Source organism: Mycobacterium sp. SMC-8 (assembly GCF_025263565.1).
Taxonomy (GTDB): Bacteria; Actinomycetota; Actinomycetes; order Mycobacteriales; family Mycobacteriaceae; genus Mycobacterium.
The window spans coordinates 5617490-5631651 of the sequence record NZ_CP079865.1 but is presented as its reverse complement, the minus strand read 5'-3'; the positions used below and the strand labels follow the sequence as shown (position 1 = coordinate 5631651).

The window sequence follows — 14162 nt, the reverse complement described above, 5'->3', positions numbered from 1 at the left end:
AACACGCCAGAGTAACGGTCGATTCCGCTCTCGGACAGAACTTCCAACGTCGCCTGAAGAAGCCTCCGACGAGTGGCAAGTCCTCTGCGTCCGAGGACGGGTCCACGATCGACTCGCGACCGCAGTTTGCGGTCCTCGGCTCCCGAGTCGCCTGTCCCGGCGGTGTTCACCGCAGCAGGCTAGGTAGCTGCTCCCTCGATCTTGAGATGCAGGATCGCCTCGTCATCCATCCCGAGTTCGCGCAGGATCTCATCGGTATGCTCGGCGAACCCGGGGGCACGGGTCAGTTGCAGCGGGGATTCGTCGAACTGCACCGGGTTGGCCACCAGTTCCTGGGTGTTTCCCTCAGCGTCCAGAACCTCAGCTATCAGGCCATTGGCCCGGATCGAAGCATCGTGGCCGACCTCCCAGGCATTCTGCACTGCAGCCCATTGTCCGCTGCCTTGCGACAAAGTGTCGACCCAGTGTTGAAAGTCGTTCTGGGCAAACATCTCCGCGACAAGATCGGCGGCTGCGGGAGCATTGGCCATCAGGCTTTCGACCGTGCTGAATCGCTCGTCATCGCAGAGTTCGGGGCGCCCAGCTAGTTTGCAGAACTCGGGCCAGTAGCGCCCTGGCTGGAGCATGGCCAGTTCGATCCAGCGGTCGTCCGATGTCTTGAACGGGCCGATCAGTGGGTTGGTGGCCGATCCGTGCTTGGGCATGGTGGCTGCCGGTAGCGGAGCGCCGTTCATGAGTGCCAGATTGATGGAGAACTGGGTGGCCCAGGCCCCTACCCCGAGAAGCGCCACGTCGACCACCGATGGCTCGCCGGTCGTGGCTCGCGAGAAGAGCGCCGCGGCGATACCGCCGGCGATGGTCATACCGCCGAGAGAGTCGCCGTAGGCGCCGGCCGGCATCCGAGCCAGGCGTTCGGCGCCGGGGGGCGTTACTCCGGCGGCGCTGCCGCCACGTGCCCAGAATGCAGTGCTGTCGAACCCACCCTTGTCAGCCTCTGGCCCGCGCTGTCCGAACCCACTGCCGCGTACGTAGATGATGTTCGGGTTGATGGCGCGGATGTCGTCTACCTCGATGCCGAGTTGTCTCCGCACCGCGGGCAGGTAGTTGGTGAGGAAGACGTCGCTGTCCTTGACCAATTGCTCGAGCACCGGCCTGCATGCCGGGTTGTCGAGTGCCAGACCGATACTGCGCTTGCCCCGGTTCGGGCCCTCCATGATGGGAAAGAACGATGTGCCCTCCTTGGAGGTCTCCAGACCCAGGAGTCGGACCAGGCCACGTTGGGCATCACCGCGTTCAGCATGTTCGACCTTGATTACGTTCGCGCCCCAGTCGGCCAGCACGGCACCTGCCGCGGGGACGAAGGTGTACTGCGCAACCTCCAACACACGTACACCGTCCATCGGCTTCTGCGTCATTGCTCGCTCCTTGACTGTCGAACCTGTCGATACTGCGCCGCGCCTAGTTTGTTGGCACGTCACATACTAGGTAAACTATGTCTGTGATCTTGACGCCTCACCATACGCTGCTGAAAGCTTATTGTTGAGACGTGCACCACATGTGTAACCTAGTGTACGTCGATACCGGCGGGGTTGAATTGCCCGGCTTGATGCCGATACCGCGTCCCTGCGATCCGATTGGAAGCTGATTTGTCAGACTCGGCAGCTTTGCCCGAAGTTGTTGCCAACTGGTTGAAGTCGTCAACCGGGGCGGTTGAGATTCGTGCACAACGTCGGCCGGGGGGCGGACGCCGCGAAGCGTGGATGGTGGACGCGGAAATGCAGGACGGCTCCACACAGGAATTGTTCATGCGCCTGGACAGGGGAGACCCGGCCGCATCGGGGGACCCTTTCACTCTCGACAGGGAGGCGCGGTTCTACGCGGCGCTGGAAGGCACTGCGGTACCGGTACCCCGCTTGGTGGCCTCACATCAGACGGTCCAGGCGATTCTCACCGAACGGGTCGCGGGGGAACCGTGGTTCTCCCGATTGACCGATGAGTCGGCCAGGCTGGCGGTGGCTCGGGAATTCATGACCAAGCTCGCCGCCCTGCACCGTGTCGACGTGAGCAGAGTCGACCTGGACGAGCCGCGGGCCACGGTTCGAGACGGCCTGGAGGCTGATATCGCGCGTTGGGAGGGCATGTACCGCTTCGGCGATGCGCCCAAAGATCCCACCATCGAGTTCGGTCTGCTGTGGCTGAAGGCCAATGCGCCCGACACCGGCGCCATGCGCCCGGTAATCGTCCAGGGTGATACCGGCCCCGGGAACTTCCTGTATGACCACGGGCGCGTGACTGCGGTGTTGGACTGGGAGTTGGCGCACTTCGGGGATCCGATGGCCGACCTCGGCTGGCTCGCCTTGCGAGCGGTGCAAGAGCCGTTCACAAATCTGGCCGACCGGTTAGCCGACTACGAGCGCGAGTCGGGCATCGCTGTCGATCTTCGCCGCCTGCGCTACTACCGGATCTTCGCCGAGTTGAAGGTGGTCATTCTCAGCTACCGGCGAACGCTCGATATCGACGTGCTCAGCGAGGTCGGCAATGGACTGGGCTTCGAGGGGTTGCACGGCCGACTCTTCGTCGATGCGTTGGCCGAACAGTACGGACTCCGACTCCAACTGCCGGACCGACCGGCGGTGCCGCCGACCGCCGACGACTACCTCTTCGAGGTGATGTTGGCACAGTTTAAAGAGATCGTCGTGCCCGGCAGCGCGGACCCGTTCGTGGCACTGCGGGCGAAAGGGTTGGCCCGAATCGTCAAGTATCTGCGACAGGTGGACCAATACGGGGATTGGAGCTCGGACCGGGAGTTGGACGCTGCCGAGGCGATCCTCGGGTATCGGCCGGTGACATCACGCGACGCCAGGAAGCTGGTGTCAGACCAGATGGATGATGCGGCCCTGCACGATTCGCAGTACGTGGAATACCTGTGGATCTGCGCCCACGTAAGGCACGAATTGTTGAGACCGGCGATGGGTGTGTTGGCAGACCGCCACTTCGACCCGCTGCCTGACGAAATCGACCAGGATCTAGCCCCGCTACCGAAAGAGAAGCAAAGGAGTAACGCATGACGGCGACCGATGAAACCGAGGCTGACGACTACACGTTCCTACGACCGGGCAAGGACCCGGTGTGTTCGAACTTCGCAAGACTTGACCGGTTGCAGGCGCAGAATCGTCCCTACCTGCGTGCGGAGGAGCCGGCCAACAACTACTGGGTGATGACAGACCACGATGCCATTCTGGAAGGATTCCAGAAGCCCGAGTTCTTCTCCAGCAGTGTGATGGTTCCGATCGATCCGAACCCGCCGTACAAGTGGATACCGGTCATGTTGGATCCCCCCGAGCACAACAAGTGGCGGCACCTGCTCGGTCTCTACTTCTCGCCGAGGCGGGTCAAGACAGCGGCCGACCAGCAGCGAAAATTCGCCATCGACCTCATCGAGAAGTTCCGTGCATCGGGATCCTGTGACTTCTACAGTGACTTCGCCGCGATCTATCCGACGACGATCTTCCTCCAGATCATGGGACTTCCGATCGACAAGCTGCCGGACTTCATGGAGTGGGAGGACAAGATCCTGCATCCGGATCCGGCGACGGACCCGGATCTGTCCAAGCAGGTAGCGGCCATGATGGAGGTGGTCGGTTACTTCTCCGGCCTGATCAGCGAGCGTCGTAACGACCCGAGCAGTCGCGGTGACGACATCGTCAGCCATGCGATCGATTGGGACATCGACGGCGAGAAGCCGAAGGACGAGGACCTGCTCTCGTGCATGCTGCTGCTCTTCATGGCGGGATTGGACACGGTGGCGGCTCAGCTGTCCTATAGCTTCTGGCACCTGGCAACCCACCCCGCGGACCGTCGGCGAATTGTGGATGACCCAGAGATGATTCCCGGTGCGATCGAAGAACTACTTCGCGCATATCCGATCGTGCAGAGTGCGCGAAAGGCTACGCAGGACATCGAATTCCATGGCTGTCCCATCAAGAAGGGCGATATGGTGTCGCTTCCGTTGGCCATGGCCGGCAGGGACCCGAAGGTATTCGAGCGGGGTGGCACCGTCGACTTCGATGCGCCCAGGCCACGCCACATCAGCTTCGGGGCCGGCCCGCATCGGTGCCTCGGGTCCCACCTGGCCCGCCAAGAACTACAAATCGTCCTCGAGGAATGGCATCGGCTGATCCCTGATTACGAAATCGGTGGCGATGAAGTCACGCTCGAACACATCGGAGGCGTGTTCGGCATCGACAAACTGCCTCTGCAGTGGAAGGTCTAGGGCCGCAGCATTGCCGCGATGTTCGCTACCGCCCGCAGGGTGGTGGCGAACATCGGGTGGTGGACGGGTGCTCGACCCGGTCCTCGCGAGCGCGCGTGTCGATCGTGCTGATTATTGCTGAGACTGTTGGACGAGATCGTTGAGACGGGTTCAACCCGTTTATTGCAAAACTACGAGTAGTGCCGTTATAGATCCAAAAACTCGTTACTACAACATATTTGGGTTATTGCATCGCCGCGTTGACGGAGTTCAGCAAAGTATACGTCGATAACTAGGTAGTTTAAGTCCTTGATCTTGATCGCCGATATCGAGGTTGCTGACATCGCCACGAGGCTGCTATGTTTTCCGCTGACGCTGTGCCTTGAGTCACACCGGGTGGGTGTTGTGCTCCGTGCGCTGATCGAAGAGGTGATTGACGTTATAGAAAGTCGCGTGACGGCGTCGTCGAACACAGGGTGGTCCCGATGAGCAACGCTCTGATCAAGCCTGCCACTGCGCTGGGCGAGTTCTTCGCCCTGGCGCTCGATACGTTCGTCCAGATGTTCAGGCCACCATGGGCCTGGCGGGAGTTCTTGCTCCAGTCTTGGTTCGTGGCAAGGGTTTCGCTAGCACCGACGCTGCTGCTGGCGATTCCCTTCACGGTCTTGACCACGTTCACCTTGAACATCCTGTTGATGGAGATCGGTGCCGCAGACTTTTCGGGAACCGGTGCGGCTCTTGGTGCGGTGACCCAGATCGGCCCGGTGGTAACGGTATTGGTGATCGCCGGGGCGGGAGCCACTGCAATGTGTGCCGACCTGGGAGCCCGCACGATCCGTGAGGAACTCGACGCGCTCCGCGTCTTGGGCATCGATCCGGTTCAGGCCCTCGTGGTGCCTCGCGTCCTCGCCGCGACCTTGGTGTCGGTGATGCTCGCGTCGGTCGTCACCATCACCGGCATCGTCGGCGGGTTCTTCTTCTCAGTGTTCCTGCAGGATGTCACCCCGGGGGCGTTTGCCGGCGGACTCACACTGCTGGTCGGTGCGCCCGAGGTCATCGTCTGCCTGATCAAGGCGGCTATTTTCGGCCTGACAGCGGGAATCATCGCCTGCTACAAAGGTATTCATGTCGCCGGTGGCCCGGCAGGAGTAGGCAACGCGGTGAACGAGACGGTGGTGTTCACCTTCTTGGCGTTGTTCGTCATCAACGTGATAGCCACCGCGGTCGCGGTGAAGGCGACCGCATGAGTTGCCCTGTGTCAAGCCGCCCTGGGTTGATCCTGGTTGATCAGCTTTTGGAGGGCCCTGTGTTGGGTGGGATCGTAGGCGACTTCGTCGTGCCAGCAGTGCCAGAGGATGTAGAGCCAGGCGCGGGCGAGGATGCGCACGGCGTGGGGGTGGTCGTGTCCGCGGGCTCGGGCGCGGTTGTAGAGATCGGCAGCCCAGGGGTTGGCTCGACGACTGTCACCGGCGAAATCGCATACGGCGTCGCGGAGTTGTTTGTCTGCAGCCCAGCGGAATCCGACGTGTTTGACTTTCCCGGACTGGCGGGTGGAGGGGGCGACTCCGGCCAGGCACGCCAGCGATTCGGGGGTGGGGAACCGTGCGCGGCAGTCGCCCATTTCGGCGAGCAGTCGGGCGGCACGGAAGGTGCCCGAGCGGGGCAGGCTGGTGAAGATATGAGCATCGGCGTGAGCGTCGAGTTGCTCGGCGATGCTCTGGTCGAGGGTTTTGATCTGGGCGCTCACAGTGCTCAACACCTCGACGAAGGTCGCGGTGATGGTGGCACCGTCGATACCGGTGGCGCCGCGAGGCGCGGCGGTGAGTCGTCGGTGCAGTTCACTGGCGTGGGTGCGGCCGCTGTAGCCAACGCTGGCCAGCCAGTTGGCCATCCGGGTGACCGAGAGCCAGTCGGCGCGGTCCTGGCAGTCAAAGCGGGCCAAAAAGGCCAGGCTGATCGGCGAGTCGATATCGGCGAACAGCCCGACCGCGCCGGGAAAGACGATCATCAGATGAGCCCGCAGCTGGTTGGCGATCGCCACGCGGTGAGCGACCAGATTTTTGCGGGCTCGACAGGTCTGACGCAGGGCGACGGTGGCCGGGCTGTCGGGCTGCAGGGGCCGCAGCCGGGTCCGGTCGGTGCGCAAGGTGTCGGCCAGGACGAACGCGTCGAAGCGGTCGTCTTTGTTGCCGGCCGATCCGTAGCGCCCGCGCAGGTTCTTCACCTGGTTGGGACTGATCACCACGACGGTGATCCCGGCCTCGAGCAGGGCATCTACAACCGGACCGTCGGGGCGTTCGATGGCGACTTCTCCGACACCGACGCGCTGCAGTGTGGTGAGCAGATCACGCAGCCCAACGGCGTGGTGACCGATCGTTTTGCGGGTGATCTCGCGGCCTTTGGCATCGACGATCGAGACCGCGTGATCATCGCGGGCCCAGTCGATTCCACAGGTGAGCCCATTGGTGGGTTCCGTTGGCAGGGTATTTCGGGCAGACTTCATGACAGCCTCCTCGCTGCTAAGCCCAGTGGGGAGGCACCCTTATGTGCAGGTTCCGGGGCACGACTGCCGGTTCGCTCACTGAGCGGCGCTCGGTGGCGCATAGCCCTGTCGACGGTCAACGCGCCCCGGGTAACCACTGGCCTCCGCAGAACTCATGCTGGACATCGAATGTGTCGAGCGAGCAGGGCGATAGATCAGCGGCACCTCGGGTGCATCGGCAATCCATCCAAGATCACCGACACAAGGATGGTGCACCAGTGAGCAACACAAGCCCGAGCACCCAATTCCCTCGCCTGAGACGTCGGGCGGATGCCCTGGCCGACGGTTGGTTTCGGTTCAGCAGCCAAGCAGAGTTCTACGGGCAAACCTTCCGGGGCATAGTGGGGGCGTTGACCCACTATCGGGTCGAAGTGGTCCGTTTGACCGCCCAGATGAGTTTCGGCACAGGTGCTCTGGCGGTCATTGGGGGCACTGTCGTGATTGTCGGTTTTCTGACACTCTCGGCCGGTTCGCTCATCGCCGTGCAGGCCTACAGCCAGCTCCAGCAGGTTGGTGTCGATGCGCTCGCCGGATTCACTTCGGCATTCCTGAATGTGCGGCTGGTGGCCCCCCTCGTGGCCGGAATCGGGCTGGCTGCCACCATCGGTGCCGGTGCCACCGCCCAGCTGGGTGCCATGCGCATTGCCGAGGAGATCGATGCACTGGAAGTGATGGGCATCCGGTCGGTCGCCTATCTAGCGTCGAGTCGGCTTGTCGCCGGCATCATCGTTGTTGTTCCGCTCTACTGCGTGGCTGTGTTGATGGCGTTCTTGGCCACCCGGTTCGGCACCACCGCCGTATACGGACAGTCCACCGGCGTGTACGACCACTACTTCACGACGTTCCTCAATCCAACAGACCTGATCTGGTCGTTCTTCCAGGCCATCTGTATGGCCGTGGTGGTCATGTTGGTGCACACGTATTACGGTTTCAACGCCAGTGGCGGGCCTGCGGGTGTCGGTGAAGCGGTGGGGCGCGCTGTGCGCACCTCGCTCATTGCCGCCGTCGGCATCACCATGTTCGTCTCGCTGGCCATCTACGGCCAGTCCGGCAACTTCAACCTCTCGGGGTAGCGGCATGTCCAACGGAAAGCGGAATCGACCGATCAACAGGTCATGGTGGGGGCTGGCGCTACTCGCGGCGATCGTCGTCGTCGTCGGCACGTGCCTCGGCTTTTTCGCCGGTACCTTCGACCGAGTTGTGGCTGTGACGTTGACGTCGGAGAGGTCCGGACTCGTGATGGAGCCTGGTGCGAAGGTTAAACTCCGCGGTGTCCAGGTCGGCCGCGTCCAAGCGGTCCGAGGCGGCACCGGACCTGTGTCGTTGACTTTGGAGTTGTTCCCCGACCAAGTGCAGTACATCCCGGCCAATGTTCAGGCTCAGATCCGTGCGACGACGGCCTTCGGCGCCAAGTATGTCGACTTGAGCTATCCGTCCGACCCAGCCGCCGATCGGTTGCGAGCCGGTGCCGTCATCGTCGCCCAGAACGTCAGCACCGAGGTAAACACGGTTTTCCAGAACTTGAACAACGTCCTCGACAAGGTTGATCCGAGCAAGCTGAATGCAATTCTCACCGCATTGTCCGATGGGCTTCGCGGGCAGGGGCAGGCGATCGGCGAGGCCACCAGTGGTGCCAACCGAGTGTTGAGTGCCTTGAATGCACGCTCGGATGCGCTGAGCTCGGACTGGCAGTCGCTCAAGGGTTTCAGCGACACGTACGGGGCAGCGGCTCCGGACATTCTTGCGGCTCTTGACGCACTGTCCGTGACGAGTACATCGATCACCACCAACGCCGGTGCGCTCGATGCCCTATTGGCCAACGTCATCGGCTTCTCCACGTCGGGGACAAACCTACTTGCGCCGAGCAAGGACAATTTCGTCACGTCGATCAACGCACTGGAGTCCACGACACGGCTGCTGCATAAGTACAGCCCTGAGTACACGTGCCTTTTGCAAGCCGGCACCACGTTTCTCGAACAGGGTGGCTATTCCGCCACTGGCTCGGTCAACCGCAACTCGCTCTGGCTCGACGTGGCGATTCTCCTCGGTGACGACGCCTATAGGTATCCGGACAATCTGCCGAAGGTCGCAGCCAAGGGCGGACCCGGCGGTAAGCCCGGATGCGGATCGCTACCTGATGTCGCGAAGAACTGGCCTGTCCGGTCATTGATCACCGACACCGGCTGGGGAACCGGGATCGACTGGCGGCCCAATCCGGGTATCGGATTTCCCGGATACGCCAACTATTTCCCCGGCACTCGTGCTGTGCCCGAGCCGCCGAGCGTCCGGAATCCCGGCGGCCCCGCGATCGGTCCTGTTCCGTATCCCGGTGCACCGCCTCACGGAGCTCAGCTCTATGCGCCGGATGGAGCACCGCTCTGGCCGGGTCTCCCACCTGCACCGCCACCGGGGTTGCCCCGTGACCCGGGGCCGAGACCGGGATCAGAACCGTTTGTGGTGCCGGTCCCCGCTCACACCCACCCCACTCCCGGCGCGCCACCGCCGGTCCCGGCGGCGCCGCGATGAAGTTCCTTTCGATGCGCTACGTACAGAGAGTTGACCGAGATGCGCGATAACCTCCCGGCCGCTGTATGGCGACTGAGCGCATTCCTGGTTGTCTGCACCTTCTTCACATTCGCAATGTTCGCCGTCTTCGCCCAGCTGCGATTCAACGATGAGACGACCTACCGTGCGGTGTTCTCGAATGTGACCGGTCTGGAGGAAGGACAATTCGTCAGGGTCGCCGGCGTAGAGGTCGGCAAGGTGAAGTCCATCTCTGTGGATTCCCGGTCGGCGACCGTGGAGTTCGCAGCGGACGATTCGGTGGTACTCACCGACGGCAGCCGTGCGGTGATCCGGTACGACGACCTGATCGGGGGCCGATATCTGGCTTTGGAAGAAGGTGCCGGGGGAGTCCGGACTCTGCGGGCCGGAGACACTATTCCGCTCCAGAACACGTCTCCCGCGTTGGATTTGGATGCGCTGATCGGCGGTTTCCGGCCGTTGTTCCGCGCGCTCGACCCAGACCAGGTCAACGCTCTGTCCGAACAACTGGTCAGTGCGTTCGAGGGCCAGGGCGCGACTGTGAGTTCGTTCTTTCAACACACGGCCACCTTGACCAACACTCTCGCGGACCGGAACCAACTGATCGGCGATGTCATCACGAATCTGAAGACAGTCACCGGGTCGCTGGCCGACCAGAACACCGAATTCGCCAAGGCGGTCGATTCGCTGTCCGGGTTGATGAAGACGCTTTCCAAGCGCAGTGAGGACATCAGCAACTCGATCGCATACACCGATGCCGCGTCGGCGAGCATCGCCGACCTGCTCACCCAGGCACGTCCGCCCCTGAAGACCTTCGTCCAGGAGACGGACCGGGTAGCCGGCAACATCGTGGCCGACAAGGACTACATGAACTCGCTGCTCCAGACGTTGCCGGAGAAGTATCAGATGCTGAGCCGGTTCGGCCTGTATGGCGATTTCTTCAACTTCTATCTGTGTAATGCCGTGCTGAAGGTCAACGGCAAGGGTGGGCAACCCGTCTATGTCAAGTTGGCCGGCCAGGACACGGGGAGGTGTGCACCCAAGTGAAAGCTTTCGGAGAGCGAAATCCACTGGTACTCAGTGCTGTCGGCGTCGGCTTGACCGCGGCGGTGATTGTCGGGGCGCTGAACTACGACAAGATTCCATTCGTCAATACCAGCACCCAGTATTCGGCCTACTTCGCTGAGGCGGGCGGTTTGATCGACGGTGCGCCGGTACAGGTGTTCGGATACCGGGTGGGTCAGGTCAACGGTGTGTCTTTGGATGACACCGGGGTGCTGGTGACCTTCAAGGTCGACGGCGATATCGAGCTCGGCGACCGCACCGAGGTGGCGATCAAGACGAAAAGCCTTCTTGGCGCCAAAATACTTGAGGTGATCCCGCGCGGTGAGGAATCGCAGAAGGGCCCCATCCCGCTGTCCAGGACTCAGTCGCCGTACCAGCTCCCGGATGCGTTGGGGGATCTGACCAGTACGATCAGTGGACTGGACACCGATCAACTGTCGCAGTCTCTTTCGGTGCTGTCCGAGACCTTCAAGGACACGCCCGACGACGTCAGGGCCGCCGTCGAAGGTGTCGGCAGATTTTCTGAAGCGCTGACCCAGCGCGACGGCGACTTGCGGAATCTGCTCGCCAATGCCAATAAGATCACCGGGGTGCTCGCCGAGCGCAGTGAACAGGTGGTCGGCCTCATCGCAGAAACCAATGCACTGCTTGTCCAATTGCAGACGCAGAGTGCGGCGTTGGATAACGTCTCTGGACACATCTCAGCCCTCGTCCAGCAGTTGAAGGGATTGATCGACGAGAATCGAGATTCCATAGGTCCGGCGTTGAGCAAGCTCAATGGTGCTTTGCATATTGTGGACGACCACAAGGAGGAGATCCAGGTCTCGATAAAGAGGCTGAATCAGTACGCGATGTCACTGGGGGAGTCGGTATCGTCGGGCCCCTTCTTCAAGGCTTATCTGGCGAATCTGTTGCCAGGTCAGTTCGTCCAGCCCTTCGTCGATGCTGCGTTCTCGGATCTGGGCGTCGACCCGAACACCTTGTTACCGTCGCAATTGGGCGACCCTGAGGTCGGGCAACCTGCCTCGCCGGCACTTCCGGTGCCCTTCCCGCGGACCGGCCAAGCGGGCGATCCTCGAATGACCATTCCGGACGCCATCACCGGAAACCCCGGTGACCGGCAGTGCGGTCCTCCGGGCATCCCGCTACCGGGGCCGGGATGCTACCCCTTACGGGAACAGGGTCCCCAACCCGCGCCCGGCGGGCCGCCGCCCGGCCCGCCGGCAGACCTCCAGCCCGCGCCGAGTCCGGTACCGGTGATTGCGCCGGCTCCCGGCGAAGCTGCGCCGCAACCGGCCATTCCGTCGACGGGACAACCATGAACAAGTCAAAAGCCCTGACACGGAGCAGGATTGCCGTCGCTCTGCTGGTGATCTTGGTTGTCGGAATTGTGCTCGTCACCCGTCATACCGAGACGTCCGCGCGAGTGCACGTCACCGGGTTCTTCGCCAACAGCAACGGCATCTATCCCGGTGATGAGGTAAGGATCCTCGGTGTTCCGGTCGGCAAGATCGAATCCATCGAACCGCAGGGGAATCGGGCCAAGATCGACTTCTGGTACGACTCCCGATTCAAGGTGCCCGCAGAAGCGAAAGCTGCGATTCTCTCACCGTCTTTAGTGTCGGTACGCGCGATTCAGCTCACTCCCCGGTACAGCGGTGGTCCGACGTTGCAGGATGATGCGACGATCCCGGAGGACCGCACCGCGGTACCAGTCGAATGGGATGATTTCCGCGAGCAGTTGGAGAAACTGACCGAGTCCCTGCAACCGACGAGTCCCGGTGGCGTCAGTTCGCTGGGCGGGTTCATCAACACCGCAGCGGACAACCTTCGGGGCGAGGGCGCCAACATTCGCGAGACACTCATCCAGTTGTCGCAGGCGTTCTCGGCCCTGGGCGACCACAGCACCGACATCTTCTCGACGGTCAAGAACATATCGATTCTGGTGTCCGCGTTGCAGAATAGTGCCGACATCATGCGCAAGCTGAACCAGAATCTCAGCGGCGTGACGAATGCCCTCGCCAATGATGACAACGAAGTAGGTTCGGCGCTCACCGATGTCTCTGGAGTCGTCGGTGATGTCTCGACGTTCCTCGCGGACAACCGGGACGCGGTGGGTACGGCCTCGGAATCGCTCGCGTCGATCACGACGGCGCTGTACGAGAGTCTGGGTGACCTCAAGCAGACGCTGCACGTTGCGCCGACCGCATTCCAGAACTTCGTGAATATCTACCAGCCCGCGCAGGGCGCCCTGACCGGGGTGCTCGCCATCAACAACTTCTCCAACCCCATCGATTTCATCTGCGGTGCAATCCAGGCCGCGTCGCGACTGGGGGCCGAGGAGTCCGCGAAGCTGTGCGTGCAATACCTTGCGCCGATTGTGAAGAACCGCCAATACAACTTCCCGCCGCTCGGCGAGAACCTGTTCGTCGGCGCTGCGGCCCGTCCCAACGAGGTCACCTACAGCGAGGACTGGATGCGGCCGGATTACATCCCGCCGCCGGCAGCCGAGGCCCCGGGTCCCGATGCCACGCCAGCTGGCACCGATCCGTTTGCCGCGGAGTCCACGGATCCGGCGGCCGGGTTGCCAGGCCTGATGGTTCCGGCAGGGAGCGGTTCATGAAGATCATCGCTCCCGCACGCTGCACCGTGACCGTATTGGCCGTGACCGTGGCAGTCGCCGCGTCGGGTTGTGGCTGGCAGGGTGCCAATTCGCTGCCTTTGCCGGGGACCGAAGGCGGCGGACCCGGTGCGTACACGATTCAGGCTCAGCTGCCCGATGTGGACAATATCGAGCGAAACTCCAGGGTCCGGGTGGGTGATGTCAACGTCGGCACCGTCATCAAGATCGAACGGCAGGGTTGGCACGCGCTGCTGACGATGGATATCAACGGCGATGTCTCCTTGCCCGCCAACGCGATCGCGACGGTAGGACAGACAAGCCTGCTCGGGTCCAAACACATCGAGTTGGCGCCACCGCTCGGGACCGACCCCGAGGGCCGGCTCGGGGACGGCTCGCTGATCCCATTGTCATCCGGTGACTCGTATCCGACGACCGAACGGACCCTCGCCGCTCTTTCGCTCATACTCAACGGCGGCGGTATCGGCCAGATCCAGGACATCACCCAGGCACTCAGTTCGGCATTTGCCGGACGTGAGGCCGATCTGCGCAGTCTGTTACAGCAACTCGACATCTTCATGGGGACTTTGAGCCGGCAGTCAGACGACATCATCGATGCCACGCAGAGCCTCAATGACCTCGCAGGGCAGGTATCGGCTCAAAAGCCATTGGTGGACCGGGCCATCGAGACCATCCCGGAGGCGTTGCATGTTCTCAACAAGCAACGCGACCAACTCGTCGGTGCCCTCGATTCACTGGGTAAGTTCTCGGCGTTGGCAGCCGACACCGTCAGTCAGACCAAAGAGAACCTGGTCGCCGAACTCAGGCAGCTCAACCCGGCACTCAAGGGCCTGGCCGATGCCGGACTGTCGATGACGCGCTCGCTGAGCTACTTCGCGACCTATCCGTGGCCCAACGAAACGCTGGATTACTGGGTGCGCGGTGACTACGGGAACCTCACCGCGATCATCGATCTGACCCTCAGCCGACTGGATGCGTCATTGTTCACCGGTACACGGTGGGAGGGCAATCTCACCGAGCTCGAAATGCAATGGGGACGCACCATCGGCCAGATGCCGAGCCCATACACCGCAGGCAATCCGCTTGTCGTGCCGTATCGCTGGGACCAAGGACGCTGA

11 protein-coding genes are annotated in these 14162 nt (G+C 62.2%); 9 read left to right on the top strand and 2 right to left on the bottom strand.

Annotated elements, in window-relative coordinates:
- Window positions 1-179: 179 nt before the first annotated feature.
- Complete coding sequence (locus tag KXD97_RS27095) at window positions 180-1415, bottom strand: CaiB/BaiF CoA-transferase family protein (RefSeq protein WP_260753917.1); 1236 nt, start codon at window positions 1413-1415, stop codon at window positions 180-182.
- 345 nt (window positions 1416-1760) lie between these two features.
- Here KXD97_RS27095 and KXD97_RS27090 point away from each other — a divergent pair, with 345 nt between their 5' ends.
- The 3 genes from KXD97_RS27090 to KXD97_RS27080 all read left to right on the top strand — a co-directional run bounded on the left by KXD97_RS27090 (window position 1761) and on the right by KXD97_RS27080 (window position 5499).
- Window positions 1761-3068 (top strand): phosphotransferase family protein, encoded by a 1308-nt coding sequence (locus tag KXD97_RS27090; RefSeq protein ID WP_260753916.1) that lies wholly within the window; start codon window positions 1761-1763, stop codon window positions 3066-3068.
- A complete protein-coding gene (locus tag KXD97_RS27085) occupies window positions 3065-4273 on the top strand; it encodes a cytochrome P450 (protein WP_260753915.1) in 1209 nt (402 codons plus the stop codon). Before KXD97_RS27090 ends, KXD97_RS27085 begins: the two co-directional genes overlap by 4 nt.
- Before the next feature lie 464 nt (window positions 4274-4737).
- Entirely contained in the window at window positions 4738-5499 is a 762-nt protein-coding gene (locus tag KXD97_RS27080; RefSeq protein ID WP_260753913.1) for an ABC transporter permease, read from the top strand.
- 11 nt (window positions 5500-5510) lie between these two features.
- Here KXD97_RS27080 and KXD97_RS27075 read toward each other — a convergent pair whose 3' ends face one another.
- Window positions 5511-6755, bottom strand: coding sequence for an IS110 family transposase (locus KXD97_RS27075; RefSeq protein ID WP_105386664.1), 1245 nt, complete (start codon window positions 6753-6755; stop codon window positions 5511-5513).
- 257 nt (window positions 6756-7012) lie between these two features.
- Here KXD97_RS27075 and KXD97_RS27070 point away from each other — a divergent pair, with 257 nt between their 5' ends.
- Genes KXD97_RS27070 through KXD97_RS27045 form a run of 6 tightly spaced genes read left to right on the top strand, consistent with a single transcriptional unit; the run spans window position 7013 to window position 14162 of the window.
- Window positions 7013-7867 (top strand): ABC transporter permease, encoded by an 855-nt coding sequence (locus KXD97_RS27070; RefSeq protein WP_260753911.1) that lies wholly within the window; start codon window positions 7013-7015, stop codon window positions 7865-7867.
- A 4-nt stretch (window positions 7868-7871) separates the two neighbouring features.
- The gene (locus tag KXD97_RS27065; RefSeq protein WP_260753910.1) at window positions 7872-9320 is read left to right on the top strand and encodes an MCE family protein; all 1449 of its coding nucleotides are present in this window, start codon (window positions 7872-7874) and stop codon (window positions 9318-9320) included.
- A 39-nt stretch (window positions 9321-9359) separates the two neighbouring features.
- Entirely contained in the window at window positions 9360-10385 is a 1026-nt protein-coding gene (locus tag KXD97_RS27060; RefSeq protein WP_260753908.1) for an MCE family protein, read from the top strand.
- On the top strand, window positions 10382-11725 hold the full coding sequence (locus KXD97_RS27055) for an MCE family protein (RefSeq protein WP_260753905.1): 1344 nt from the start codon (window positions 10382-10384) through the stop codon (window positions 11723-11725). The genes KXD97_RS27060 and KXD97_RS27055 overlap by 4 nt, the downstream gene beginning before the upstream one ends.
- Window positions 11722-13026, top strand: coding sequence for an MCE family protein (locus tag KXD97_RS27050; protein WP_260753903.1), 1305 nt, complete (start codon window positions 11722-11724; stop codon window positions 13024-13026). The genes KXD97_RS27055 and KXD97_RS27050 overlap by 4 nt, the downstream gene beginning before the upstream one ends.
- Window positions 13023-14162, top strand: a complete 1140-nt coding sequence (locus tag KXD97_RS27045) for an MCE family protein (RefSeq protein ID WP_260753901.1) — start codon at window positions 13023-13025, stop codon at window positions 14160-14162. Before KXD97_RS27050 ends, KXD97_RS27045 begins: the two co-directional genes overlap by 4 nt.

Excerpts from the sequence above, each read along its gene's own strand:
- KXD97_RS27095 (WP_260753917.1), bottom strand. The coding sequence starts at position 1,415 with ATGACGCAGAAGCCGATGGACGGTGTACGTGTGTTGGAGGTTGCGCAG.
- KXD97_RS27090 (WP_260753916.1), top strand. The coding sequence starts at position 1,761 with ATGGTGGACGCGGAAATGCAGGACGGCTCCACACAGGAATTGTTCATG.
- KXD97_RS27085 (WP_260753915.1), top strand. The coding sequence starts at position 3,065 with ATGACGGCGACCGATGAAACCGAGGCTGACGACTACACGTTCCTACGA.
- KXD97_RS27080 (WP_260753913.1), top strand. The coding sequence starts at position 4,738 with ATGAGCAACGCTCTGATCAAGCCTGCCACTGCGCTGGGCGAGTTCTTC.
- KXD97_RS27075 (WP_105386664.1), bottom strand. The coding sequence starts at position 6,755 with ATGAAGTCTGCCCGAAATACCCTGCCAACGGAACCCACCAATGGGCTC.
- KXD97_RS27065 (WP_260753910.1), top strand. The coding sequence starts at position 7,872 with ATGTCCAACGGAAAGCGGAATCGACCGATCAACAGGTCATGGTGGGGG.
- KXD97_RS27060 (WP_260753908.1), top strand. The coding sequence starts at position 9,360 with ATGCGCGATAACCTCCCGGCCGCTGTATGGCGACTGAGCGCATTCCTG.
- KXD97_RS27050 (WP_260753903.1), top strand. The coding sequence starts at position 11,722 with ATGAACAAGTCAAAAGCCCTGACACGGAGCAGGATTGCCGTCGCTCTG.
- KXD97_RS27045 (WP_260753901.1), top strand. The coding sequence starts at position 13,023 with ATGAAGATCATCGCTCCCGCACGCTGCACCGTGACCGTATTGGCCGTG.